The sequence below is a fragment of the Staphylococcus caprae genome, from assembly GCF_003966625.1.
Classification (GTDB): Bacteria; Bacillota; Bacilli; order Staphylococcales; family Staphylococcaceae; genus Staphylococcus; species Staphylococcus caprae.
The window spans coordinates 2,096,401-2,121,476 of sequence record NZ_AP018587.1; the positions used below are offsets into that span (position 1 = coordinate 2,096,401).

32 protein-coding genes and 1 riboswitch are annotated in these 25,076 nt (G+C 31.4%); of the genes, 10 read left to right on the forward strand and 22 right to left on the reverse strand.

Annotated elements, in window-relative coordinates:
* From JMUB898_RS10045 to JMUB898_RS10060, 4 genes are all read right to left on the reverse strand, one after another.
* The gene (locus JMUB898_RS10045) at nucleotides 1-243 is read right to left on the reverse strand and encodes an EsaB/YukD family protein (protein ID WP_002441695.1); all 243 of its coding nucleotides are present in this window, start codon (nucleotides 241-243) and stop codon (nucleotides 1-3) included.
* Nucleotides 240-674 (reverse strand): type VII secretion protein EssA, encoded by a 435-nt coding sequence (essA, locus tag JMUB898_RS10050; protein ID WP_002441693.1) that lies wholly within the window; start codon nucleotides 672-674, stop codon nucleotides 240-242. The genes JMUB898_RS10045 and essA overlap by 4 nt, the downstream gene beginning before the upstream one ends.
* Nucleotides 674-3,709, reverse strand: coding sequence for a type VII secretion protein EsaA (gene esaA, locus JMUB898_RS10055; protein ID WP_002441691.1), 3,036 nt, complete (start codon nucleotides 3,707-3,709; stop codon nucleotides 674-676). Before esaA ends, essA begins: the two co-directional genes overlap by 1 nt.
* An 83-nt stretch (nucleotides 3,710-3,792) precedes the next feature.
* Nucleotides 3,793-4,086, reverse strand: coding sequence for a WXG100 family type VII secretion target (locus JMUB898_RS10060; protein WP_002441688.1), 294 nt, complete (start codon nucleotides 4,084-4,086; stop codon nucleotides 3,793-3,795).
* Between the two features lie 240 nt (nucleotides 4,087-4,326).
* Between JMUB898_RS10060 and JMUB898_RS10065 the strand changes: the two genes are divergently transcribed.
* A complete protein-coding gene (locus JMUB898_RS10065) occupies nucleotides 4,327-5,325 on the forward strand; it encodes a CHAP domain-containing protein (RefSeq protein WP_044466331.1) in 999 nt (332 codons plus the stop codon).
* 157 nt (nucleotides 5,326-5,482) lie between these two features.
* Here JMUB898_RS10065 and JMUB898_RS10070 read toward each other — a convergent pair whose 3' ends face one another.
* The 6 genes from JMUB898_RS10070 to sufC all read right to left on the reverse strand — a co-directional run bounded on the left by JMUB898_RS10070 (nucleotide 5,483) and on the right by sufC (nucleotide 12,066).
* A complete protein-coding gene (locus JMUB898_RS10070; protein WP_002441682.1) occupies nucleotides 5,483-6,268 on the reverse strand; it encodes a tandem-type lipoprotein in 786 nt (261 codons plus the stop codon).
* A 242-nt stretch (nucleotides 6,269-6,510) separates the two neighbouring features.
* Complete coding sequence (gene sufB, locus JMUB898_RS10075) at nucleotides 6,511-7,908, reverse strand: Fe-S cluster assembly protein SufB (protein WP_002441680.1); 1,398 nt, start codon at nucleotides 7,906-7,908, stop codon at nucleotides 6,511-6,513.
* A gap of 218 nt (nucleotides 7,909-8,126) precedes the next feature.
* A complete protein-coding gene (gene sufU / locus JMUB898_RS10080; protein WP_044466333.1) occupies nucleotides 8,127-8,591 on the reverse strand; it encodes a Fe-S cluster assembly sulfur transfer protein SufU in 465 nt (154 codons plus the stop codon).
* On the reverse strand, nucleotides 8,581-9,831 hold the full coding sequence (locus JMUB898_RS10085; RefSeq protein WP_002441676.1) for a cysteine desulfurase: 1,251 nt from the start codon (nucleotides 9,829-9,831) through the stop codon (nucleotides 8,581-8,583). The genes sufU and JMUB898_RS10085 overlap by 11 nt, the downstream gene beginning before the upstream one ends.
* A gap of 65 nt (nucleotides 9,832-9,896) precedes the next feature.
* Nucleotides 9,897-11,204, reverse strand: coding sequence for a Fe-S cluster assembly protein SufD (gene sufD / locus JMUB898_RS10090; RefSeq protein WP_002441674.1), 1,308 nt, complete (start codon nucleotides 11,202-11,204; stop codon nucleotides 9,897-9,899).
* Nucleotides 11,205-11,304: 100 nt separating this feature from the next.
* The gene (sufC, locus tag JMUB898_RS10095) at nucleotides 11,305-12,066 is read right to left on the reverse strand and encodes a Fe-S cluster assembly ATPase SufC (RefSeq protein ID WP_002441672.1); all 762 of its coding nucleotides are present in this window, start codon (nucleotides 12,064-12,066) and stop codon (nucleotides 11,305-11,307) included.
* A 324-nt stretch (nucleotides 12,067-12,390) separates the two neighbouring features.
* Here sufC and JMUB898_RS10100 point away from each other — a divergent pair, with 324 nt between their 5' ends.
* On the forward strand, nucleotides 12,391-13,248 hold the full coding sequence (locus JMUB898_RS10100) for a polyprenyl-phosphate transporter PopT (RefSeq protein WP_002441670.1): 858 nt from the start codon (nucleotides 12,391-12,393) through the stop codon (nucleotides 13,246-13,248).
* 71 nt (nucleotides 13,249-13,319) lie between these two features.
* On the opposite strand, the gene JMUB898_RS10105 is transcribed toward JMUB898_RS10100, so the two are convergent.
* Entirely contained in the window at nucleotides 13,320-13,517 is a 198-nt protein-coding gene (locus tag JMUB898_RS10105) for a CsbD family protein (protein WP_002441669.1), read from the reverse strand.
* Nucleotides 13,518-13,681: 164 nt separating this feature from the next.
* Between JMUB898_RS10105 and JMUB898_RS12690 the strand changes: the two genes are divergently transcribed.
* Entirely contained in the window at nucleotides 13,682-13,819 is a 138-nt protein-coding gene (locus JMUB898_RS12690; RefSeq protein ID WP_002441667.1) for a hypothetical protein, read from the forward strand.
* Between the two features lie 62 nt (nucleotides 13,820-13,881).
* On the opposite strand, the gene JMUB898_RS10110 is transcribed toward JMUB898_RS12690, so the two are convergent.
* From JMUB898_RS10110 to JMUB898_RS10140, 7 genes are all read right to left on the reverse strand, one after another.
* Nucleotides 13,882-14,691 carry a MetQ/NlpA family ABC transporter substrate-binding protein gene (locus JMUB898_RS10110; protein WP_002441665.1) on the reverse strand — a complete coding sequence of 270 codons (810 nt, stop codon included), beginning with the start codon at nucleotides 14,689-14,691 and terminating at the stop codon, nucleotides 13,882-13,884.
* 20 nt (nucleotides 14,692-14,711) lie between these two features.
* Nucleotides 14,712-15,407, reverse strand: coding sequence for a methionine ABC transporter permease (locus JMUB898_RS10115; RefSeq protein ID WP_002441663.1), 696 nt, complete (start codon nucleotides 15,405-15,407; stop codon nucleotides 14,712-14,714).
* On the reverse strand, nucleotides 15,400-16,425 hold the full coding sequence (locus JMUB898_RS10120) for a methionine ABC transporter ATP-binding protein (protein ID WP_002441661.1): 1,026 nt from the start codon (nucleotides 16,423-16,425) through the stop codon (nucleotides 15,400-15,402). The genes JMUB898_RS10115 and JMUB898_RS10120 overlap by 8 nt, the downstream gene beginning before the upstream one ends.
* An 88-nt stretch (nucleotides 16,426-16,513) precedes the next feature.
* A riboswitch (SAM riboswitch) is annotated at nucleotides 16,514-16,616 on the reverse strand.
* A 57-nt stretch (nucleotides 16,617-16,673) separates the two neighbouring features.
* The gene (locus JMUB898_RS10125) at nucleotides 16,674-16,970 is read right to left on the reverse strand and encodes a thioredoxin family protein (RefSeq protein ID WP_002441660.1); all 297 of its coding nucleotides are present in this window, start codon (nucleotides 16,968-16,970) and stop codon (nucleotides 16,674-16,676) included.
* Nucleotides 16,963-17,349 (reverse strand): toprim domain-containing protein, encoded by a 387-nt coding sequence (locus JMUB898_RS10130; protein ID WP_002441658.1) that lies wholly within the window; start codon nucleotides 17,347-17,349, stop codon nucleotides 16,963-16,965. Before JMUB898_RS10130 ends, JMUB898_RS10125 begins: the two co-directional genes overlap by 8 nt.
* A gap of 196 nt (nucleotides 17,350-17,545) precedes the next feature.
* On the reverse strand, nucleotides 17,546-17,926 hold the full coding sequence (gene gcvH, locus JMUB898_RS10135; RefSeq protein ID WP_002441656.1) for a glycine cleavage system protein GcvH: 381 nt from the start codon (nucleotides 17,924-17,926) through the stop codon (nucleotides 17,546-17,548).
* 172 nt (nucleotides 17,927-18,098) lie between these two features.
* A complete protein-coding gene (locus JMUB898_RS10140) occupies nucleotides 18,099-18,452 on the reverse strand; it encodes an arsenate reductase family protein (RefSeq protein ID WP_002441654.1) in 354 nt (117 codons plus the stop codon).
* A gap of 141 nt (nucleotides 18,453-18,593) precedes the next feature.
* Here JMUB898_RS10140 and JMUB898_RS10145 point away from each other — a divergent pair, with 141 nt between their 5' ends.
* Entirely contained in the window at nucleotides 18,594-18,917 is a 324-nt protein-coding gene (locus JMUB898_RS10145) for a thioredoxin family protein (protein WP_037541218.1), read from the forward strand.
* Nucleotides 18,918-18,994: 77 nt separating this feature from the next.
* Here the strand turns inward: JMUB898_RS10145 and JMUB898_RS10150 are convergent, their stop codons facing one another.
* The gene (locus tag JMUB898_RS10150) at nucleotides 18,995-19,537 is read right to left on the reverse strand and encodes a nitroreductase family protein (protein WP_002441651.1); all 543 of its coding nucleotides are present in this window, start codon (nucleotides 19,535-19,537) and stop codon (nucleotides 18,995-18,997) included.
* A gap of 78 nt (nucleotides 19,538-19,615) precedes the next feature.
* Nucleotides 19,616-20,338 (reverse strand): type I 3-dehydroquinate dehydratase, encoded by a 723-nt coding sequence (aroD, locus tag JMUB898_RS10155; RefSeq protein WP_002441649.1) that lies wholly within the window; start codon nucleotides 20,336-20,338, stop codon nucleotides 19,616-19,618.
* A 169-nt stretch (nucleotides 20,339-20,507) separates the two neighbouring features.
* On the opposite strand from aroD, the gene JMUB898_RS10160 reads away from it, so the two are divergent.
* The 3 genes from JMUB898_RS10160 to JMUB898_RS10170 all read left to right on the forward strand — a co-directional run bounded on the left by JMUB898_RS10160 (nucleotide 20,508) and on the right by JMUB898_RS10170 (nucleotide 22,649).
* On the forward strand, nucleotides 20,508-20,930 hold the full coding sequence (locus tag JMUB898_RS10160) for an organic hydroperoxide resistance protein (protein ID WP_002441647.1): 423 nt from the start codon (nucleotides 20,508-20,510) through the stop codon (nucleotides 20,928-20,930).
* 394 nt (nucleotides 20,931-21,324) lie between these two features.
* Nucleotides 21,325-21,831, forward strand: a complete 507-nt coding sequence (locus tag JMUB898_RS10165) for a GNAT family N-acetyltransferase (protein WP_002441644.1) — start codon at nucleotides 21,325-21,327, stop codon at nucleotides 21,829-21,831.
* Nucleotides 21,832-22,028: 197 nt separating this feature from the next.
* The gene (locus JMUB898_RS10170; protein WP_002441642.1) at nucleotides 22,029-22,649 is read left to right on the forward strand and encodes a LysE/ArgO family amino acid transporter; all 621 of its coding nucleotides are present in this window, start codon (nucleotides 22,029-22,031) and stop codon (nucleotides 22,647-22,649) included.
* Nucleotides 22,650-22,710: 61 nt separating this feature from the next.
* Here the strand turns inward: JMUB898_RS10170 and JMUB898_RS10175 are convergent, their stop codons facing one another.
* Nucleotides 22,711-23,295 carry a histidine phosphatase family protein gene (locus JMUB898_RS10175; RefSeq protein WP_037541214.1) on the reverse strand — a complete coding sequence of 195 codons (585 nt, stop codon included), beginning with the start codon at nucleotides 23,293-23,295 and terminating at the stop codon, nucleotides 22,711-22,713.
* A 223-nt stretch (nucleotides 23,296-23,518) separates the two neighbouring features.
* Between JMUB898_RS10175 and JMUB898_RS10180 the strand changes: the two genes are divergently transcribed.
* Nucleotides 23,519-23,755, forward strand: a complete 237-nt coding sequence (locus JMUB898_RS10180) for a hypothetical protein (protein WP_002441638.1) — start codon at nucleotides 23,519-23,521, stop codon at nucleotides 23,753-23,755.
* On the opposite strand, the gene JMUB898_RS10185 is transcribed toward JMUB898_RS10180, so the two are convergent.
* Nucleotides 23,747-23,950, reverse strand: coding sequence for a sterile alpha motif-like domain-containing protein (locus JMUB898_RS10185; RefSeq protein ID WP_002441635.1), 204 nt, complete (start codon nucleotides 23,948-23,950; stop codon nucleotides 23,747-23,749). The two genes, JMUB898_RS10180 and JMUB898_RS10185, sit on opposite strands and share 9 nt — an antisense overlap.
* Before the next feature lie 442 nt (nucleotides 23,951-24,392).
* On the opposite strand from JMUB898_RS10185, the gene tsaA reads away from it, so the two are divergent.
* Nucleotides 24,393-24,650, forward strand: a complete 258-nt coding sequence (tsaA, locus tag JMUB898_RS10190) for a type II toxin-antitoxin system antitoxin TsaA (protein ID WP_002441634.1) — start codon at nucleotides 24,393-24,395, stop codon at nucleotides 24,648-24,650.
* A gap of 30 nt (nucleotides 24,651-24,680) precedes the next feature.
* On the forward strand, nucleotides 24,681-24,869 hold the full coding sequence (tsaT, locus tag JMUB898_RS10195) for a type II toxin-antitoxin system toxin TsaT (RefSeq protein ID WP_002441631.1): 189 nt from the start codon (nucleotides 24,681-24,683) through the stop codon (nucleotides 24,867-24,869).
* Nucleotides 24,870-25,076 lie beyond the last annotated feature (207 nt).

Sequence of the window (25,076 nt, forward strand, 5' to 3'; positions counted from 1 at the left end):
CTATAATAATTTCAAAATGTCTCCATCTGCAACTTGAAAATCTACTAATCTATCATTTTCAACTAATAATTGATTTTTCGTAATTACTTTAACTTGGTTTTTAAAATTATGAATATCGATACCTAAACTATCAATAATTAAAGGAATCAATGTTTTAAGTGGTAAATATATTGGAACTGATAAATCATAAGTCCCCATATGATAATTTGAAAAATCTATAGTCACTTTTTTATGTTGGTTCATTGTTTACTTCTTCTCCCTCTTCTAATGGAAAATATGACAAATCCTAACGTCAAAAGAACCCCTATACTTAACAAGATGTAAGGAAAGATGTTTCTCTTTTGTTTGTCTTGTATATAGGGGCTCTTATCACTCTCCACAGCATTATTTGAACTTTTATGGGAAAACAATACGTGCTTTGTTTCATCCAAGCGAGTCGTGTGACTCGCTTGGTTTTGAAACAAATTATTTTTAACTTTTTCATCTTTATTCTTTTGTTGTTGTTTTATTGCGTCATTAATAGATTTACTATCTTTATCAAATAACGTTGTGTCGTATTCTTTTATATCTTTATTCACATTCTCTTTATCTTCTTGGTCAATTTCTATGTTAAGGTCACCTCTATGATTATCAGCTGTTAACAATGTCATTGCTATCATACTTTCAATTATCATTAGATGAGCCTCTCTTTCTTAAAGTGTTTAATGAACATATTTAACACAAATCCTACAATTGCCAATAATGATAAAACAAGTAATGCGAGACCTACTGGATGTTCAGCATTTAAATAGTTATAAATCATTGAGTCTACGTAAGATAATGGTGATAAACGATTTAACGTGCTACCACTTCCTGATGGATTCAAGTAATTCATCGCGATAAAGTAAACTGCTAATATCACAATCATGATAAACATACCGATAGATTTTAATTGTCTTAATAGATAAGTATTAATTAAGACGAACACAATCATAGTCACTAGAATCATGAAAATGAATTTAACCTTATAACCTGGCATCACTTGATAACGATTCATAGCAATTAACCCAATCGCAAGTCCTTCAACCATTCCAGTAAATGTCACTATTGCTGAAGAAATGACTCTATTCCATATATGATTATTTTTACTAAAATCATCTTTAATAAAGTTAATCTGACCTTTTGCACGTTCATAACTATAGAACACATATGCTGTCATCATTGAGATAAGATACATCAGTAATACGAGTAATGTTGGTGAGAACGTATCTTTATCTCCATTATTAGCCAATACGTTTTCTAAGTTTTGTTTCTGTATTGGATTACTCATAAAGTCTTTAAGTGCTTTATTTTGTCGATCTCCATCTTTAGAATTTTTCAGCACATTTGCAAAATCTTTAGCAAAGAGTTGGTTATCTTTATCATTGTTTGCCATTTGTTTATTTAAATCATTCGCTCTTGTACCAAGTGCTCTACCACTTGCATGTAAATTATTGACATTGTCATCAAGTTTATTTAATTCTCCACTGATTGAATCAGCTGTAGATTTAGAATTCTGGCTATCTGAAAGTAGTTTCGTACTACGTTCAGATAATTTATTCACTTGATCGTCTAAATGCGTTGATAAAGTTGTAAATTCTTTACCTTTATCTTTTTCGATTTTAGGTGTTTCAGGATCTTCTTCAAGTTGCTTTTCAACATCATTTAAACTATCAATGATTGAATTAAGTTCTTTTTTATTGTTTTCAACGCTTTGTTTATTATCAAATATTTTATCAATCATGTCGTTTGACGAATTGCTTAGAGAATCAATTTCTTTGAGTAATGCAGACTTATCGTCTTTAAAACTTTCCATATCTTTGATAACTTGGTCAACCATCATATTCACAATTGCTTTATTATCAATTTTTGGTTTTTTAGGATCAAGATCACTATCTTTATATAAATCGTATTCTGATTTAAATTGATCTAAAGAACGCAATTGTTGGTCTAAATCTCCACTAACTAATTTGCCTTCCAAGTTATGATTGATACTTAAATCTACGACATTCGCTTTCTTATTTTCATCATCTTTATCAGCTTGACCGAAGACAAGTTGTAGATGCATCGTTTTATCTTTAAGGAAGTCTTCTTGATTTTTATGGTCGCCTTTCAACTTAGCTGTACCTTTAACTTCTACATCATATGATTTCTGAGTTGTATCTAATTTAATGTCTTGATCTTTAACATCATATTTTTTGTCATTAATATAGACAGTACCATCGAAGTCGAAGTTAGGATCAGTCGCAATGCTTAATCTGTTGATGTCTTTACTCTTAATTGTTTCTTTTCTTTCGAATTTTACACCTTCATTAGTTAACTTAGATGTATCATCCGCATTAATTTCTCCATGATAATCGTCTTGTTTAATTGGATGATCAGGGTTTGCCTCATTATATTTACTGATAAATTGATTCATGTCATCTAGAATATGTTGATATTCACGTGTTGCTTTCCAACTTAACCCTGCATTTTCTAAATCTTCATTTGTCAGCTTTCTAATATAATAATTATCGAAACCTGTATGATCATTTTCTATTGTATTTTTAAGATGATTCATCATTGTATCTTGTATGTTTTGATTATCTTGTTTAATTTGGTCTAATGCGTCATTGAGATCTTGATTATTTCTAAGTTGTTCTTCTAAAGACTCAGTTAATTTCTGACGATAATCTTCTATCATATCTTTTGTAAATGGTGATTCTTGTTCTTTTACATCATCTTTAACTTTTTCTAAATTCTCTTTAAATGTTTGATTATATTCTTCTTTAGAACGGTCTTGTTCTTCCGATTGTTGATCAATTTGTTTATTCATTTGTTTTAATTCTGAGATGTAGTCGCCAACGTTAATGTTATCCTTTTGAGTTTTATAATCATCTAACGTTTGTTCTAATGCTGATATATTTTTATCGAAAAATGATCCTTGATCCTGAACAATTGAAGAAGCGTTATAATCATTATCGATGTTAAATATATTTGAGTTAGCACTTAGAAGTGAATGATTATAATTTTGAATCCATGACGTGATGTCTTTATTTGCCACGAGTGAATTTACTAATGTATCCGTAAATAATTCTGGAAAATCATTGAGCGGATTTAATAGATAGTTGGCAAAGTTTTGGTCCACATTACGTTCACGCTTCATAATGTCTCCTACATTCTCTTGAGCGTTATGTAAATTATCAATGATACTTGTTAGATAAATATTGATTAAATTCTTATTAAAATCGTTAAGAACATCGCTTACTACTTTTTCAGTTTTCTTAGCAACATCCTCTTTTTGTCCTACAGCTGTTTTATATTGAATAGACATTTTTGATGGTGTTTTTTCATCTAATTGCATTGCTAATTTAGAAAAGTTCTTAGGAATAACAATCATTACCTGATATTTACCATCTTTAAGTCCATTTTCAGCGATATTTCTTGATACTGTTTCAAAATTGTAATTACTATGCTCAGATAACCTCTTAATAAAAGGTTCACCTAATTCAATTTTTTTACCGTTATATTTAGTTGGTTGGTCTTCATTTATAATTGCAATATGTATATTTTTATAATCTTTAGTTTCATTTTTAGTATGATTTTCAGCTTGATTTCCATATTTCGTATGTACAAAAGTAATTAGTCCTACTATGGCTAACACTATAATTAATATTATGATGAGTGAATATATCCAATTTTTCTTTTTCATTTTTATATTTCCCTTTCAAAACATTCTCCCCATGATGAAAAGTAAAGCCACATTGAAATGTGGCTCTACTATACACAAAATTATTATTGTAATCCGAAGTTATTAGACAACTGTTGGTCTTGTTCTTGAACTGCGTCTGCAGTGCTGTTTAATTGTTGTTTAATTTCTTCTAATAACTGAGCAAATTTTTCAACTTTTGGACTAAGTTGTTGGAATTGCTCTTCGAAACGATTGAATGCTTGACCTTCCCAGTTTGAAGCGATTTCTCCTTGTGCACGAGTTAAATCAGATAAAATTTGACGAATTTGTTCAGATCCATTCCCGTAAGATTGTGACTTAGCTCTGATTTCATCCGGACTCATCTTAATAAGTGCCATATTGTAGAACCTCCTGAAAATTTTGAGTTAGATCTTGCATGTAGACATACTAAAAAAGTTTTAGTGTGCCTTACGTAAATAATATAAAAATTATAAGTATATGTACATAGTTTTCTTCAAATTTATCAATAATTATTTATTTTTACTTCGAAAAATGTAGAAATTTAAAATTCCTTATTCATTTAAGTATTTTTTATGTGTATAATAAAAGTAAAATTTCAAATAAAGGATTAGCGATTAATGAGCAAAAAATTATTATTATCAACTATTTCTACACTTACTATATTAAATATACTTAATATAGATAATATAGGTTACGCTAAGAATTATGGGACAATCGAAGAAGCTAAAAAAGAACATCCAAACGCAGATTTCAAGGTCAATCCATCTGATGGTTCTTTTACTTATACATATGGGAAAAGTAATGGGAATGTAAATAATGGCAGAAATAATAATGATGATGGGCAACATAATATCTCTACAAATCATTCTTCTGGACAAAATAATGTAGCACATCGTTATTCAACTTCGCAGAAAAAAGTTAATCAACCTCAAGAATCGAATCAAACTAATTCTAATAACTTATTAAATAGAAGTAATGGGGCAACACCATTACCAGATGTTCAAAATGGGAATAATGATCAAGGGGAAAAAATAAATAATAGTGATACTCCTCCACAAAATAACCGTTCACCAATTGCGCCTCCCAACCTTAACAACGATGATGATCATAACGCTGATGTTTCTCAAGCTTTCAAAAAAGATAAACATGGCATGATTACTAACTTAGATATGGATGACTTATATGATGAACTTAAAGTCTCAGAATTTAATGAAAAAGCTAAAACTAAAGATGGGAAACCGTTAGCTTTAGGTAATGGTAAGATTATTTCACAACCACTATTTACGAATAAGAATAATTTATACACTGCAGGTCAATGCACTTGGTACGCATTTGATAAACGTGCTCAAGATGGACATACTATAAGTACGTTTTGGGGAGATGCGAAAAATTGGGCTGGACAAGCATCTAGCGCAGGATTCAAAGTCGACCATACTCCAGAAAAAGGTGCGATTCTTCAAACAATAAACGGTCCCTATGGCCATGTCGCTTATGTCGAGCGTGTCAATTCAGATGGTAGTGTTTATATTTCAGAAATGAACTGGGTAGCCCCTTATATCGTCTCAACTAGAACAATTTCTTCTAGCGAAGCTGGTTCCTATAGTTATATACATTAATAAAATAAGAGGATAAGGTAGAAGTTGATCTCTACTTTATCCTCTTATTGCATATTACTCATATTTTTATTTCAAAAGAATTTCATCAAATTATAATTAGGATATTAAAGTTGATTAACTATAGTCGATAAAATTCGTCACTTACATTTCGAGAATTTTAATTTGTATTTGACGGTTGCAGGTTCACATTATCTGTAAATGAAATTGTTTCATCTGTTCTCTTTATAAATGAAAATTCTATACTCTTGTATCCTACTCTTGCGTGATCGAGACTACTTTGCCCTTCTATTAACAATTTTGGCTTTTTGTTTGTAGGGATATTATAAATTTCTCTAAGTTTTTTTACATTATTTTCTTCATTATTTAGATTATATTCTAAGGTATAGCTAGGAACATTAGGATTGTAACCTAACTTTGAATACTGATTCGTTTTCAAATCTTTAAAATCTCCATATTGAACAAAAAACTTAAAATTTTTAATTTTGTTTTTTACTTTATTATCATGAACTGGTTTTGTAATTATAAATTTATTATTCACCATTTTAACTGGATATCTTTTCTCACTACTGTCCTGACTTCCACGTTTATCAGTAAAATAACTGCTTATATAATAATAACCTTTTGCAGTTTTTGTATTTCTATTTATTTTTAGCAACATACCTTCTGATTTTAAATCTTCTCCTTTTCTCTGGATATTCATGGCTGAATTCAGATACCACGTTCCTTTATCTTGTTTGTCGAAATTTTCGTCTTTATAACCTTCTATATTATAAAAATCTTCCAAATTTTTAATTGGATAAACATTAAATATCGTTTTATCTAAATCTTTAACTAATTGTCTTTCCTTTTTATGTTTATACATTAAAAGGCTTCCTACCAATAATACAATAATCACTACAACAATAACTATAATAGTTAGAAGTAGTTTAGTTCTGCTTTTCATAATTTCTCAACCTTCTCAAATGATTTGTTTTTCATTAATCATTTTAATATCCGAACAATGTATTTTCACTTATTTTTAATAATTTTAATTACTTATTTTCTGTTACTAATTAATTAACAGATATTTGTTACACAAATAACCTTTTATTAAATCTTTATTCCAACAAAAAAACTGCCAACAACTCGTATAAAGAATTGTTGGCAGTTTATTCATAATTATTAAATTTATAGCTCTAGTCTATATTAACCAATTGAACCTTCCATCTCGAATTTGATTAAACGGTTCATTTCTACTGCATATTCCATTGGTAATTCTTTTGTGAATGGTTCAATGAAGCCCATAACAATCATTTCAGTAGCTTCTTCTTCAGAAATACCACGGCTCATGAGATAGAATAATTGTTCTTCTGACACTTTAGACACTTTCGCTTCGTGTTCTAATGAAATATTGTCATTAAATACTTCGTTATATGGAATTGTATCTGAAGTAGATTCATTATCTAAGATTAACGTATCACATTCGATATTTGAACGTGCACCTTTAGCTTTACGTCCAAAATGAACAATACCACGATAAATAACTTTACCACCATTTTTAGAGATAGATTTAGATACAATTGTTGAAGATGTGTTTGGTGCTTTGTGAATCATTTTAGCACCCGCATCTTGAACTTGTCCTTTACCTGCAAAGGCAATAGATAATGTGCTACCTTTTGCACCTTCACCTAATAATACACAGTTAGGGTATTTCATAGTCAACTTAGAACCTAAGTTACCGTCAACCCATTCCATGTTACCATTCTCATGGACAAACGTACGTTTCGTAACTAAGTTATAAACGTTGTTGGCCCAGTTTTGAATTGTTGTGTAACGAACATGCGCATCTTTATGAACAATGATTTCAACTACAGCTGAGTGTAATGAACTAGTTGTATAAACTGGTGCAGTACAACCTTCAACATAGTTTACTGATGCACCTTCATCAGCAATAATCAATGTACGTTCGAATTGACCCATGTTTTCAGAGTTAATACGGAAATACGCTTGTAATGGTGTATCTAATTTAACGTTTTTAGGTACATAGATGAATGAACCACCTGACCATACAGCTGAGTTAAGTGCAGCGAATTTGTTATCAGCTGCAGGTACAACAGATGCAAAGTATTCTCTAAATAGTTCTTCATTTTCACGTAATGCACTGTCTGTATCTTTGAAGATAATACCTTTTTCTTCTAATTCTTTTTCCATATTATGATAAACAACTTCTGATTCATATTGTGCAGAAACACCAGCTAAATATTTTTGTTCAGCTTCAGGAATACCTAATTTATCAAATGTACGTTTGATTTCTTCAGGAACTTCATCCCATGAACGCTCAGTATGTTCTGATGGTTTAACGTAATATGTGATGTCATCAAAGTTTAATTCTGATAAATCTCCGCCCCATTGTGGCATTGGCATTTTATAGAATAATTTCAATGCTTTAAGACGGAAGTTTAACATCCATTGAGGTTCTTCTTTCATTTTAGAAATTTCAGTAACGATATTTTCTGTTAAACCTCGCTCTGATCTGAAAATGGACACATCCTCATCGTGGAAACCATATTTATAATCTCCAACATCAGGTGCTTTTTTAGCCATTTTAATCACTCCTTGAATTTATAATTAATAAACGACGTGCGTGTGAGATTTTTAATTTTATATAGTTAAAAGTGTAATATTTAAAAATGACTATTCTTTAATGTTGTAATATCTATATTATAACAACATGCTATATTCATCTAAAGACTATACAGCTGTTATAGTTTGAGTTTACCCGATTCATTTTCAAATACACTGAAGGAAACTTTGTAAATAAATTACTCTTCTTCAGTAGTACCTTCTGTTTTACCTTCTTTTTCGACTGTGCCTTTTTCTAATGCTTTCCAAGCAAGTGTGGCACATTTGATACGTGCTGGGAATTGAGAAACGCCTTGTAAAGCTTCAATGTCTCCCATATCTTCAGTAATTTCATAATCTTCACCAAGCATCATCTTAGTGAACTCTTGGCTCATTTGCATAGCCTCAGCTAATGAATGACCTTTTACAGCTTCAGTCATCATAGATGCACTGGACATTGAGATAGAGCAACCTTCTCCTTCGAACTTCGCATCATTAATTATCCCGTCTTCAATATCAAATGTTAAACGTATACGGTCACCACATGTGGGATTGTTCATATCTACTGTCATTGAGCCGTTATCTAAAACACCTTTGTTTCTAGGGTTCTTATAATGATCCATAATTACAGATCGGTATAGTTGATCTAAATTATTAAAATTCATAAGAGAAAAACTCCTTCGTTTGTTTCAATGCTTGAACTAACTGATCTACGTCTTCTTTTGTATTGTATACATAAAAGCTTGCACGGGCAGTTGATGATACATTGAGCCATTTCATTAGCGGTTGAGCGCAATGATGACCTGCACGTACTGCAACACCCTCAGTGTCTACAGCTGTTGCGACATCATGAGGATGGATGTCAGAGAGATTAAATGTAATCACTCCAGCACGACGATCTTTAGGTGGGCCATAAATGTCTAATCCTTCTATAGAAGACATTTGTTCATAGGCATACTCAGTTAATTCTTTTTCATGTTTGTGTATCGCATCGAAGCCAAGGTCTTCAATGTAGCGAATTGCTTCACCTAAACCAATCGCTTGAGCAATAAGTGGTGTGCCCGCTTCAAATTTAGTTGGTAAATCTGCCCATGTCGCATCATATTTACTAACGAAATCAATCATGTCACCACCAAATTCGACTGGTTCCATGTCTTTAAGTAAATCACGTTTACCGTAAAGCACACCAATACCAGTAGGACCAAGCATTTTATGTCCACTAAAGCTATAGAAATCTGCATCAATTTCTTGCATATCTAATGCCATATGTGGTGCTGCTTGTGCACCGTCCACACTAATAATTGCGCCATGTTCATGTGCAATGTCTGCTATCGTCTTAACATCATTAATTGTTCCAAGTACATTTGAAACATGTGCAATGGCTACAATTTTCGTTTTATCGTTGATTGTTGCTTTAATGTCATCAAGATTAAGTTCGCCCTCGTCTGTCATTGGGATAAATTTTAATGATGCATTTTTACGTTGAGCTAATTGTTGCCATGGAACAATATTCGCATGGTGTTCCATCTCAGTTACAACAATTTCATCGCCTTCTTCAACGTTTGCATCTCCATAACTACGTGCAACAATATTGATAGATGCTGTTGTCCCTCTAGTGAAAATAATTTCTTCAAAATATTTAGCATTGATGAAACGGCGCACAGTTTCACGTGCACTTTCATATCCATCTGTTGCTAGTGATCCTAAAGTATGAACGCCTCGATGAACGTTTGAATTGTAACGCTTATAATAATCGTCTAAAACGTTTAATACTTGTATTGGTGTTTGACTTGTTGCAGTTGAATCAAGATACGCTAAGCGTTTTCCGTTTACTTGTTGCTCAAGAATCGGGAAATCTTTGATGATAGAATTTACATCAAAAGTACGTTCGGTCACTTTATTCACGACCTTTCTATAATTAAAAATCTCATCGTATTTTGGTTTTACTTTTCATATAGTGCGAAATAAGTTTATTTAGAAACTTTACGTTCAATAACTTCTCTTAATTGACGTTTAACATCCTCGATTGGTAATTCGCGAACTACAGGATCTAAGAATCCATGAATAACTAAACGTTCTGCTTCTGTTCTTGAAATACCACGACTCATTAAATAATACAATTGTTCAGGGTCTACACGACCTACTGATGCTGCGTGACCTGCTTCAACATCATCTTCATCTATTAATAGAATTGGGTTTGCGTCACCACGTGCATTCTCAGAAAGCATTAACACACGAGATTCTTGGTTAGCGATAGATTTCGTACCACCATGTTTAATATAACCAATACCGTTAAATACTGAAGATGCGTTTTCTTTCATTACACCATGTTTTAAGATGTAACCATCTGTTTCTTTACCATATTGTACAATTTTAGAAGTTAGGTTGATTTTTTGATCACCTGTACCTACAACAACTGACTTCAATTCACTTGTTGAACGGTCACCTACAAGGTTTGTTGTGTTGTCGATAATTTGACTACCTTCGTTCATTAAACCTAATGCCCATTTAATAGATGCATCAGCTTCAGTTGTACCACGACGAATAATGTGACCAGTGAAACCTTTATCTAAGTAATCTACTGAGCCATAAGCTACATTTGAATTTGCTCCAGCAATCACTTCTGAAACAATATTAATTTGATTACCTTCACCACTTGCGTTAGATAAATAGTTCTCTACATAAGTAACTTCAGCACTTTCCTCAGTCACAATAATAACGTGGTTGTAGAAACTAGCATTCTCATCATCATGTAACACAACGTATTGAATTGGATGTTCAACTACTACATTCTTAGGTACATAGACGAATACGCCACCATTAAGTAATGCAGTGTGTAAAGCTGTTAAACGATGTTCATCAATGTCTACAGCTTCAGTCATAAAGTATTTTTGAACTAGGTCACTATGATTAACTAATGCTTCTGATAAACCTTCGATAATCACACCATCATTTTTAGCTTGGTTTGACACTTGAGTATAAGCTAAATCGTTATTATGTTGGATGACTAAGTTTTCAGTGTTCTCCACATCAATGATTTGCTTTACTGATTCTGGTAGTTCATCAAGATTATTATATGCACTACCTTTTGTTTCGTGTTGTTTAAATGTATCAAAGTTCCATTTTCGTAATTTTGTTTTGTCAGGTTTTGGCATTTCTAAAGTTTCTGTTAATTCCAACGCTTTTTTACGTAATTCTGTCATCCAAGAAGGTTCATTGTGCGCTTTTGAATAATCAACAAGTTGTGCTTCAGAAATGTTCAAAGTTTCAGTTGTCATAACTTTCTTTTCCTCCTGCTTGATGAAATAGTTTGTTGCTCGGCATGTTCATTTTCATCATTAAAAGTGAACATCTCAATGTTAAAAGTCTGATTGACGACTATTCAGTTGCACCAAATTCTTCTTTAACCCATTCGTAACCTTCTTCTTCAAGGCGTTTAGCTAATTCTGGTCCACCAGATTTAACAACTTTACCACCATACATAACGTGTACTTTATCCGGTGTAATATAGTTTAATAAACGTTGATAGTGCGTAATCATTAATGCGCCAAAGTCTTCTCCACGCATTTGATTAATACCTTTAGATACAACTTTCAATGCGTCAATGTCTAAACCTGAGTCAATTTCGTCTAAAATAGCAAATTTCGGTTCTAACATCATTAATTGTAAGATTTCGTTACGTTTTTTCTCCCCACCAGAGAAACCTTCATTTAAATAACGTTGCGCCATGTCTTGATCGATATCTAAGAAATCCATTTCTTTGTCTAACTTCTTAATAAATTGCATTAAGTTGATTTCTTGTCCTTCTTCACGTTTTGCATTGATAGCTGAACGCATAAAGTCAGCGTTAGTAACGCCAGTGATTTCTGAAGGATATTGCATAGCTAGGAATAAACCAGCTTTAGCTCTCTCATCAACTTCTAATTCTAAGATATTGACGCCGTCTAGTAATACTTCCCCCTGAGTCACTTCGTAAGATGGGTGTCCCATGATTGCAGATGATAATGTTGATTTACCAGTTCCGTTAGGCCCCATGATTGCATGTATTTCACCTGTGTTGACAGTTAAATTTACACCTTTTAAAATTTCTTTATCCTCAATAGACACATGTAGGTCTTTGATTTCTAATGTTGATGACATTTATATTCCCTCCGTAAAATATAAAGTTTTCTTAACTAGTTTATAATAATTTTAATCTGTAGTCAAAAAGACTTAGTGATATTCAATTCTCTTTATTATAACGCACTTAGTTGCTAATATAAACTTTTTGAACCACTAATTTAGATTTATTCTTTAAATAAAATTATTTTTATCTAACGCGTAAAATTTCATTAAATGATAAACAAGCTCTTAATTTCTCAATAGCCAATTTTTAGACATATTAAAGTATTTATTGCCCTAAAATTTCATTTCTATGATATGATGCACTTTAACCTTTAAATCATTTATAGAAAGGAGCCATTCATGAACAATTTCAAATGGATTAATATCCTTAAAGGTTTTGGTATGGGCACCAGCGATTTAGTTCCCGGCGTGAGCGGTGGAACAATTGCCTTACTATTAGGTATATATGACGGATTTATTAGTTCAATTAGTGGGCTGTTTTCCAAACGGTTTTGGCCTAGCCTCAAATTTTTACTTCCTATTATAATAGGAATGGGTTTAGCCATAGCAATATTAAGCAACTTATTTAATTATTTGTTAAGTCACCACGAAATTTCTACAATGTTCTTCTTTACTGGACTAATCATCGGTATTATTCCATATTTACTTAAAGTTTCAGATTTCAAGCGTACCTTCAAAACTAAACATTATTTAATGGTGCTAGCAGGCATCGTCATTTTAGTTGTAATTACTCTTCTAAATAACGGTGATAAACACTCCGGCGAAACATTATCTTTATCTTTTAGTCTTATTATTAAATATTTTATAGCTGGAATGTTTGCCTCTAGTGCAATGCTGTTACCGGGTATTTCTGGGTCATTTATGTTATTAGTTTTTGGTGCGTACGGCACAGTAATGTTCTCAATTTCTGAACTTGTTAAGTTGAATATTTCAGCATTACCTATTTTACTTATCGTTGGTTTAGGAATTCTCACTGGATTTATGGTATCTAGTCGCATTATTCAATATTTTTTACATCATCACAGTACTATGACCTTCGCTCTAATCATTGGTTTTGTTATTGGATCAATTTTCGCAGTTTATCCAGGTCTTCCTGAAAATGGATTAACCTGGGCGATTTCTTTAACAACATTAATTGTAGGTTTCCTAATAAGTCTAAGCTTAGGTCGTATGACAGCTCATAATGAAACATCATAACAAGCTAGAACACAACAAAGCCCTCAAGTACGTTTCTGTACATGAGGGCTCATTTAAGTGGTTAGACAACCTTAGTTGTCTCCTTTATTACCTTTGAATTTATCAATAACGTCATTTGCTTTTTCTTTTGCGTTATCTACAAATTCTTTTGCTTTGCCAGAAGTTTTATCTTCTTTACCTTCTTGTTCTAAATCTTTATTGTCTGTAGCATTACCTACTGTTTCTTTAATATTACCTTTAGCTTGTTCAAATTTGTTATCTTCAGCCATTGTAATTTCCTCCTTATGACTTTTATCTTTATCACTTTTACCCTCTAAAATATTAAATAAACATCCATATGCTGTTAAAAGCTTAATTTTTAACTTAAAAAGATTGCTTTATACTTTAATTTTCATATATTAAAAGTACCTAAAATGATTTAAGGAGTGACGTTATGAATTTCGTCAACATTACATCTATGACTGAAAATGGACTCAATAAGAAAGTGAATCGTTTTTTTGAACAAAATCCAAATATAGAATTTCTAAAATTTGATTATCAAATGGGATACGGTGGTGTAGGTATACTATAATAAAGTATTATAATAATTAAAAATCACTCTCTTAACGCACGCGTTAAGAGAGTGATTTTTTGTTACTTAGCAGGCATCACGGCACCATCATATTTATCTTTAATGTAGTCTTGAATTTCTTTAGATTGTAATACTTCCATTAAAGCTTTGATTTTTTTATCATCTTTATGTCCTTTTTTAACAGCGATTAAGTTAGCATATGGATTATCTTTAGCATTTTCTAATGCGATAGAATCTTTCTTAGGACTTAATTTTTGATCGATTGCGTAGTTAGAGTTAATGATGACTGCATCAGCTTTTTGGTTTTGATAGATTTTAGGTAAGTATTCAGCAGATTGTTTGTCGTTAAATTTAATATCTTTCTTGTTTTCAGTGATGTCACTGAATTTCGCATCTTCAATTTTAACGCCTTTTTTAAGTTTAATTAAACCTTCATCTACGAAGAATTTTAAGAAACGACCTTGTTCAGCAGGGTTATTTGAAACATAAACTGTTGCACCTTTAGGTAAGTCTTTTAAACTTTTATACTTTTTAGAGTACACAGCCATTGGTTCAAGTTCTACGTTTCCTGCAGATTCAATTTTATATCCTTTTTCTTTACTTTCAGTTTTTAAGTATGGCGTATGTTGGAAGAAGTTAGCATCAATTTCGCCTTTATCTAATAATTTATTAGGTGTAGTGTAATCGTTAATTGTTTTAATTTGTAAATCGTAACCTTTTTTCTTCAATAATGGTTTAGCTTTTTCTAAAATTTCAGCATGAGGTGCTGGTGATGCACCTACTGTGATTGTTTTGCTCTTGTCGCCACCGCCACAAGCAGCTAAAGCAACTGTTAATGCTAATACTAAAATTATTCCTAAGATTTTTTTCATTGAACGTTGTCCCCTTTTCTTTAGCGTTTATCAATTTTATTTGTAAGCCAATCCCCTAGGAATTGAATTATAAATACTATGATTAAGATGAATACAGTTGAAACTAAGATGACATCATTTTGATTTCGAGTGAAACCAGTTAAGTAGGCTAAGTTACCTAAACCACCGGCACCAATGACACCAGCTATAGCAGTTGAACCGACTAAAGCAATAGCTGTCACAGTAATACCTGAAACTAACGCAGGCATCGCCTCAGGAAGTAGTACCTTGCGTACGACTGTCCAAGTATTCGCACCCATTGACCAAGCCGCTTCGATAACTCCCTTATCAATTTCTTTGAAGGCAATTTCTACTAAGCGAGCATAAAATGGTGCTGCACCGATAATAAGTGCTGGTAAAGCGCCTGTTGGTCCACTAATCGTTCCAAGAATTACACTTGTAAACGGTATAAGTAATAAAATTAAAATGATAAATGGTATCGCTCTAAATAAGTTAACTATAAATGAAACAATTGTGTAGAAAACTCGAGCTGCTGGTGAATGACTTTTCGCAGATAAGAAAAGTAACACCCCTAAAATCAAACCAAAGATGAAAGCAAATATAGTAGAAACAACAGTCATATATAGTGTCTCTAATATTGCTTGCCATACATCTGGCCACTGAACATTAGGCATTGTAAACATTTCGTGGAATATTTCGCCATATGATTTACCCATGTTTCAACACCTCCACATTCACATGTTGTTGATGAAGATCATTCTTAAATTGTTCAAAGTTATCACTATCAATATGCGGTATTTGAATAACTAAGAAGCCTATAGAACCATCCTTTGTATTCTTGATATTAGCTTCAAGAATATTAACGTCTATATTATGTGTTTTAGTAATATATGAAACAATAGGTTCTGTCGTATTATCCCCAGTAAAGTTTAATCTCACTATGTAAGAATCACTCGCTAATGGTTCTAATTCATCTAGAGCATCTTCAAAGTCATCATTTAAATCATCCTTAACAAAACGTTTAGTAACTGCATGTTGTGGATTTTCAAATACTTCGCTAACTTTTCCTTGTTCTATGACTTTACCGTTTTCCATTACCGCGACTTCATCGCAAATGCGTCTAATCACATGCATTTCATGAGTAATTAATACGATTGTAAGGTTTTGTTGTTCCCTTACCTTAAGTAATAAGTCTAGAATTTCATCAGTTGTTTGAGGGTCTAAAGCACTCGTTGCTTCGTCACAAAGTAAAACATCAGGGTCATTTGCTAACGCTCTAGCTATACCTACTCTTTGCTTTTGTCCACCTGATAATTCTGATGGATACGCACTCTCTCTGCCTTTCAATCCTACAAGTTCTACAAGTTCAAGTGCTTTTTGCTTCGCTCTACCACTCGGTACTCCTGCAATTTCAAGTGGGAAAGTAATATTTTTTAATACGGTTCTTGACCATAATAAGTTGAAATGTTGGAAAATCATACTTACTTTTTGTCGTTTTTTACGCAACTCTGATTTGGATAATTTACTAATATTGTCACCATCAATAATGACATCTCCAGAAGTAGGCGCTTCTAGATTGTTAAACATTCTAATTAGCGTACTTTTACCTGCACCAGAGAAACCAATAACGCCAAAAATCGAGCCTGATTCAATATTTAAATCAACGTGATCAACTGCTAGAACATCTTTGTTCTTAGTATGATATCGTTTCACTATTTGGTTTAACTCAATCACGTTAATAGCCTCCTTAAATTGCTTATATAAATTAAAAAATGCTTCCTCAATCTTTAGAGAGTTGAGAAAGCATTTGTATATCTTCTTTCTCTCATCTTCTAAAGTTAAACTTTATGTGAATTGGCACCATTTCTATATCAGACGGTTGCCGGGCTTCGTAGGGCACATCCCTCCACCTCTCTCGATAAGAGTTTACGCATCATTTAATTTGTTTTAATCCTACCACCGTACTAAAGTTTCGTCAATAACTATTTTAAATTTTCTAACAAATAAGGGACTGATTGAAAAGCATAGATTCTTTTTACTTCTTGATCCTTATTCATCACCAATAAAACAGGCACTGACATAATTTCTTTTTCTTTACTAAATTCAGGATGAAAATTAAGATCCACCTTTTTAACCGGAAGCTGTAAAATATCATTCGCAATATCTAACATTCTTTCTGAAACTTTACACGTTCCACACATTGGCGTATAGCCAAATATAAGATGTTTCTCTTCATTATAATTTTCTGTTATATCTTCAAGATCAATTGAACTATTCATTAACTAGAACTAACCTTTCAGTGTTTAAATTAGGCATGAGATTCTTTTCTTTTTTCACTGAGAAACCATATCTATTCAAAACATTAGCTAAATAATTTTTCGGACATTTCGCAACTTCACAATATGTTTTATCAACATATATGTGTTCACTTTCGCTTAAATATCGTTTAAACCATTTTCTAATTTTTTCTCCTTCGTCATCAGAATCTGCAAGAACATAAACTTGTTTACCATAAAGTGATTCTATCATATCATCAATTTTATCTATACTCATGGTCCCATGTGTACAAATAATACTTACTGGCTCTGCGATAACTTGTTGCACTCTTTTCTTATCCGATTTACCTTCAACAATGATAACTTTATTCACAATAGTCATGTCAATCCACCTTCTAAGCGTCGATAGTTAACTGTCACTTAAACCATTCACAGAATTTAGAAAAACTAAACATCACAACGGGCAAACTTACATATGGTTAATGAAAACTAAACACTGATTTAAAATATAGTGTAAAAATTCTTTTATATTATAAATAAAACTCCTTGATTAAAATAATCGAGGAGTTTAACACATGCTATTCACCAATCATTTCTGAATATTGGTCTGCTGATAATAATGCATCTAATTGACTTTCGTCATTCATTTCTACTTTAACCATCCATGCTTTTTCGTATGGTGATTCATTAACGAATTCTGGGCTATCTTCTAATTCTTCGTTGATTTCTACAATTTTACCTGAGATAGGCGCGTATAATTCGGATACTGTTTTAACAGATTCTACACTACCAAAAGTATCGCCTTCATTTAATTCGTCATTTGTTTCAGGTAGTTCAACAAATACAATGTCGCCTAACTCGTTTTGAGCGTACTCTGTAATACCAATTGTTGCTACATTATCTTCTATTTTAACCCATTCATGTTCTTTAGAATATTTAAATTCGCTCGGTACTGCCACGAGAATCCCCTCCTAATTATTAATTACATTTTAATGATGCCACACTGATATAGTTCAATCAACTATTATCTAAAAGAATTAATATGATAAAATTCGTATTTATTTATGTAAAACACGATATTTGATACATTTTCATTTCTAATGTTCACTTTTTACGACGAGTGTTAAAAAATTATATCCAAGTATTTTTGTACGTTTCTTCTTTAAAACCTAAAGTGATTTTTTCTCCAGAGATAGCTAGTGGACGTTTTACCAACATTCCATCAGATGCTAATAAATCTAATTTTTTATCATCTGACATGTCTTTTAATTTATTTTTCAAATCAAGTTCACGATATTTAGCACCATGTGTATTAAATAATTTATTTATTTCTACACCTGTTTTCTCAATAATATCTTCAAACTCTTTTTTAGTGGGTGTGTGTTGAACAATATCGATAGGTTCGTAGCTCACACCATATTCATCTAAAAATTTAGCGGCTTTCTTGCAAGTCGTACAATTTGAATATTGATAAAATTTTATCATATGTTTATTACCTCCTTATCTCTATTAAGACAAATATATCATTTTCTATAAGAAAACGCTCTACTTTTTAGGCTAATATTTTTATAAAAAAGATATCATTCGTTATAATAAATTTACTAATATTGAAAGGGAGTATAAATGATGCAAGGTATTCATAAAACTGAAGATTTTAATTCAACAATTAACAGTAATCATCCAGTTATTGTAAAATTCGAGGCCGATTGGTGTCCTGATTGTAAAGCAATGGATATGTGGATTGATCCTATTGTTGAGAAATATAATAACTATAGCTGGTACGTCGTAGACCGTGATGAATTAGAAGATGTAACCACTGAAAATGACGTAATGGGTATTCCTAGTATTTTAATTTTCCAAAATGGTGAAAAATTAGCGCATTTACATTCAGCAAATGCGAAATCTCCAGAACAAGTGGAATCATTTTTAGATGAAAATTTAAATCAATAAAAGTTAAAGGAGCTTTCTCTACTGTTTAATGTAGGGAAAACTCCTTTTTTATTTTCATACACTCAATTTTTTAAACCTTATTCAAATTCAGTGATTAAATTTTTATTTTTACGTTGTGCTTTAGTTGGTTCTACTTCTAAATCTGTAAGATATAAGAAACCAGCTAAAATTTCATCGTTTTTAATATCTAAAGCTTTACGTACTTTAGGCTCGAAAATGTAATGTGGTGATTTCCAACATGTTCCGATACCTGCCTCATATAAGAGAAGCATTAAGTTTTGAGCAAATGCCCCAAATGCAAAGTAATTTTCACGACTTTGTCTTTGTCTAGGGTCATCTTTTAAGATTAATAATAATAAACCTCCTAGATTTGTTACTGCATTATAATGGTCTTCTCTTTTTTCAGGATTATCAGGAAATGCAAATCTCGTAATATCCTGACTGAAATCACCTAATTTATCTTTTGCAACATGAACGACTCTCCAAGGTTCTCTCATTCCGTGATTTGGAGCGTCTGTAGCTTTTTCGACAGCATCATATAATGCCTTATCGTCAATAACCATATCATGTTTAAATTTCTTGATACTTCTTCTATTAGATATAGCTTCTTGTAATTCCACTTTAATTCGCTCCTTCTACGTTCGTTGATAACAATTATCAATTATAATTCACAGTCACATTTTATTCAACTTTTCTGTTTATGATTCATAAAATTGGAGTTGCTGTTTCAGCTCCTTAACATGAATCTGACCAGGAGCTTGCGGTTCTCCCAAACAACCATACGAAACTGCACCGCCGAAGACGCCTTGAGCTGTACGACTAATTACACCTAATTTAGACATCGATATGCCAATCACTTGATATGGCGTACTATCAGAAGTCACACTCATCGCCTCTAATAAATGTAAGACATCCTCTTTGCTATGAGGCATCACTGCTAACTTCAAATATTGTGGTGACAATTTTTGCATTTTGAAATAAATAAATTTTAATTCCTCTAATGAAGGCGTCTCTTGAAAATTATGATGCGATAACACCACTTTGAGACCATTCTCTTGCGCGTGTTGAATTAACTTACCGTAAACCTCTACATCTATGGACACGTTCCACTCAATATCTAACATATCAAACTGTGCATGTTGGATTAACTTATACAGTAACTCTAAATATTCAGTTTCTCCAATATCCCCTTTACCGCCTTGAGTTGATGTTCGATACGTCACAAGGATTTTACAATTCATATTCAATTGTTTTAATTGATGAATGGTCGTTTCAAATGGTTCCATATTAAAGTCGATCCATTGGTCTATTCTTAACTCCACAATATCAAGCGATTCTCTATATCGGTAAATATCATTTAAGAGTGTTTGTGAAATTTGATTTTCCGGTGCAATTGTAGCTGCCACATCAACATGTGTCATAGTATATACCTCGTTTCTAACATCGTATTAAACTTATTTTATATTAATTGCTTTATCACTTACAAATTAATGTTATTTAATTCATTTTCCTGAAAATGAAATTCTCTATGATTTAAAAAATTAGTCATCGGGTAGTACACAAGTATAATGAATTTAGGAGGTAATCATAATGGCAGTTCAATATGAAACTAAAGCTACAAACGTAGGTGGACGTAAAGGACATGTTCACACTGACGATAACGCAATAAATGTAGACGTATTACCACCACAACAAGCTGACGGAAAAGCTACAAACCCTGAACAATTATTTGCAGCAGGCTATGCTTCATGCTTTAACGGTGCATTTGATCTTATCTTAAAACAAAATAAAGTACGTGACGCTGAACCTGAAGTCACATTAACTGTACGTTTAGAAGATGATCCAGATGCAGAAAGTCCAAAACTAAGTGTCGATATTGACGCAAAAGTTAAAAACGTTTTATCACAAGAAGATGCAGAAAAATATTTAAAAGATGCACATGACTTCTGTCCATATTCTAAAGCAACACGTGGCAATATCGATGTTAACTTAAATGTAGAAGTTGTAGATTAATAATAATAAATAGTCAATTGAATATATTTTAGATTCAACCACCAACAAATTTACGTATTTTGTTGGTGGCTTTTTTATATCTAAATTCAGTAAGCTTATAAATTGTATACACCTGAAATAAAATTTATTAAGATTTAGTAAATAGAGTTAAATGAATAAATATTTCGTTAAAATAGTGCGTATTAAAATCATTTCAAGCGACAAGAAGTTCTTAATATTTAAAATAATAGTTTTAATATTAAAATTTACGCTTAAATATATTTTCAGAAATGTTTTTTGTTATCATAAAACGATTATTGCGTATTTTTAATAATTCTTTTATTATGTATTTGATAAGTCTCTTTAACTAAAGGTATTTTATAATTTTGTATTTTCTTTAAATCTGGAGGTCAACATGAACAATATCCGTTTATTAAATAATGATGATTTAGAAGCATATAAAGAGTTAATGTCAAACGGTTACCATAATTACGCATGGGATCGCTATTATTTAGAAAATGTTTCGGAAGATTGCCTTAAAACCATTCTTTCTCAAGAAACAAAATATTGGAATATTTTTGGTGCATTTGAAGATGACCAGCTTGTCGCTACTTGTACGTTAAAACAAATGAAATTTGTAAGTAAGCGTCATAAAGCGATTCTTGAAAATAATTTTGTTAAAAATAATGATGAAATCATCAATAGAGAATTGATTAATCATATTATTGAATACGCTAAGACTCAAAATATTGAAATGTTAATGACTACTATCGCTTCTAACAATATTAGTGCCAAAGTTTTCTTTAGTTCTATCGGTTTTGAAAATCTAGCTTTTGAAAAAAATGCGAGCAAAATTGATGACGAATACCTTGATGAAAACTGGTTGATTTATTATGTTTGTGATCATTTAGCTAACTCATAATTGAATATATCAACAATTTTGTACGTATATGGGGTATTTCACATCATACCCTATCTACGATATATTCGATATTTATCTCTTCAATGACTTTAATCACTTTTTAAATCTGGTGAAAAGTAAATGCATTCACTTTATTTTTAAGATATAATTAATTTGAATTTTCTAAATTTTCATTTATTAAAGTGATGTGATTTAAAATGATTGAAGCTATTTTACATGCTTTCCTTTTGGCGCTCGGGCTTATACTTCCATTAGGTGCCCAAAATATATTTGTTTTTAACCAAGGGTCCACCCAACCACAACTCGTTAAAACATTACCAGTTATTATTACAGCTGGATTATGCGACACTATACTCATAAGTTTAGCCGTTCTAGGTGTTTCACTCGTACTCATGTCCTTACCTACTTTACAACTTGTGATATATATTTTCGGTCTTATTTTCCTATTTTATATAGCTTGGACACTTTGGAATGAGAAAACTCAGAATGTTAAACAGGACAACAGTCTGTCCGCATCAAAACAAATAAGTTTTGCCCTTTCCGTTTCTCTTTTAAATCCCCATGCAGTAATGGACACAATTGGTGTGATAGGAACAAGTGCGTCAGCATACGTTGGTTACGAAAAGTTTGCTTTTACATTAACGTGTATTTCAGTTTCATGGATATGGTTCATTTTCTTAGCGTTAGCAGGAAAATCAGTAGGTTCTTTAGATAAAAACGGTAAGCTATTAATCTTTGTGAATAAACTATCTAGTATCATCATTGTTATTGTAGCTTTAATAATAGTTCAAAAAATATTCATGCTCCTTTTCAAATAAAAAAGCTCATCAACCACTTGTACCATTTAATTTCTTACAAGTAAGTTGATGAGTTCTATTTTTAAACGATTGGATCAATAATCTCTACAAATTTGAATTCATTATTATCATATTCAAATTTTGCTATATGGCAATTACCCATATCATATTTACTGCCCTCGTCATAACCAAGAATCACTCTTATAAATAAGCCAATTGTACTACCATGACTTACAGCTAAAACTGTGTCACCATTCGAGTTTTGCATGATTTTTTCAAGAGTATGATAGACACGCGTTTCAACTTCCTCTCGAGACTCTCCCTCAAACGGAACAATTTTGTCACCATACAAAAATTTAGGATCATAAGTGGCATTCAATAGACTAACACTTTCACCCTCAAATAAACCAAAACTCCATTCTTTAATGCCTTTTAAACGTTGATAATTTCGCTCAGGAGCAACATTCTCTAATGTATCACTAGCGCGCTCTTGTGATGATGAAACGAGCGTATCAAACGTAATATTATGAGTTTCGAAATATTTTCGTGCAGCCTGAGCTTGTTGAATACCTAGTGATGTTAAGGGTGAATCACTAGCGCCTTGTATTTTACCTTTTAAATTAAAAACTGTTTGACCATGTCGCATTAAATATAATGTTTTAGTCAAAATAAACACCTCTTCAATAACAATTACTTAAATTATTCTAAACGAATAGATTCTCTCTTTTTATCCCCTTCATTTAATCACTAAAGAAAACAGAAGTAAACGAAATCTATCAGTTTTAAAAAAATATACAAATTGACGTATTTGACTATTAAATTGTTTGAAAGTTGCGACCTTGGGTAAAACTTAACATCAGGTTTACATTTATTATAAGGAGTGTTTTGCTATGGATAGTCATAATCAATGCAATTATGTAAATCCTAATACAGTCTCGTTAGACTGGGAATGTTTCATTATTAGTAAAACTGATATGTTGTTAGACGGTGTTCCAAGAGAATTGATTAATACATGGTTAGATGAAGATGTTATTGAACCATTTTCCATTCGAAATAATGAAATTAATTTTAAAACAAAAGATGTGTGGGAAGCACTAAATACTCATAATTGGTACTATTCAAATTAATTTATATAAACTAATCGCTCTATTTGTACTCTCAATTAAGTTGTGATCTCGATAATGAGTCATCACGTACGTGCGAATTTCTTTATTATTTTTCTCTTCTCGGGGAAAATGAGTATCTTCTAGGATATGATTAGCTAAACTACCTAACGGCGTATCATCATTTACAAAACCTAACATAAAATCATAAAAAGTCATTAAATCTCTTCCCTTTTATAAAATTGATTAAAATCAATCATTTAATTAAAAGCTTGCTATTAATCATACCAAAATAGTCGAGATTGTCTATGTGCAAAATTTCTTTTTTTGCACATTTTTTACATAAATTCTTCAGAATTTTAAACCCTCAAAAATCTTCATACTTTAATCACTCTCAAAAAATAAGTAATCATCATACTTCCAAGCCATAATTATAGCAATAATGATAACTTTTAAATCTTCGATTGATTTTTGTCGAAATCATGACTCTTTAAATTAAGAAACGTTTTTGTCATTGTATATATTTGTTTTACAATGCTTTCTAATTGTGCATAAATAAAAATGTAAAATGTATTTATTTACCTATCTGTATTAAATGATATGATATTATAGTATATAAATGACCTTTTGCTATTCATGTGTCTGATGAGGTGAAACACCTATGAAAATAATTAGTGTAAATGTGATTAATATCATCTTAACCGTACTATTTATAGCTTTTAATGTACTCATTACCTATAATGCAAACGTTGATAATCACCTATGGTTAATACCAGGATTATGTATTTGTGGTATTGCTCTATTTACGAGTTTAACAATAGCAATTATTTATACTGATCTTTTAAGTGAAATTTTGTTCTTTATTAATATTGTCTTAGCACTTTACTATATTTATCCAATTTTTTATGACTTCCTATAGGGAAAATTTTTGATATAAGGAGGGAGTAAGATGAATTTACATTTTCAAATATTATTATGGCTTTCAATTATATTCATTGTTGCTGGTGCAATTATTTTAGCCATTATGCTTAAAACGAAAAAAGAAGAGAGAAAAGAATCTTATTTAGGTTTTACGGTTATTTTCTTAATTTTCGGCTTTGCAATGCTCATTTATACATTTATTTTTGGTATATTATAAATTTCAATTTCACTTTTATGAACAAAAATTTTTACAGAACAGTATTGATGTATTGAATTTTAATGAAAATTGTTTACACTTTGTCACTCAGTTACAATCACGTAACTGAGTTTTTAATTTTTCTATTTGATAATCCATTTCTTGAAATTAATGTTTAATTTTCACAGATATTAATTTAATATAGTAATTAATTTAATGACTCAATTT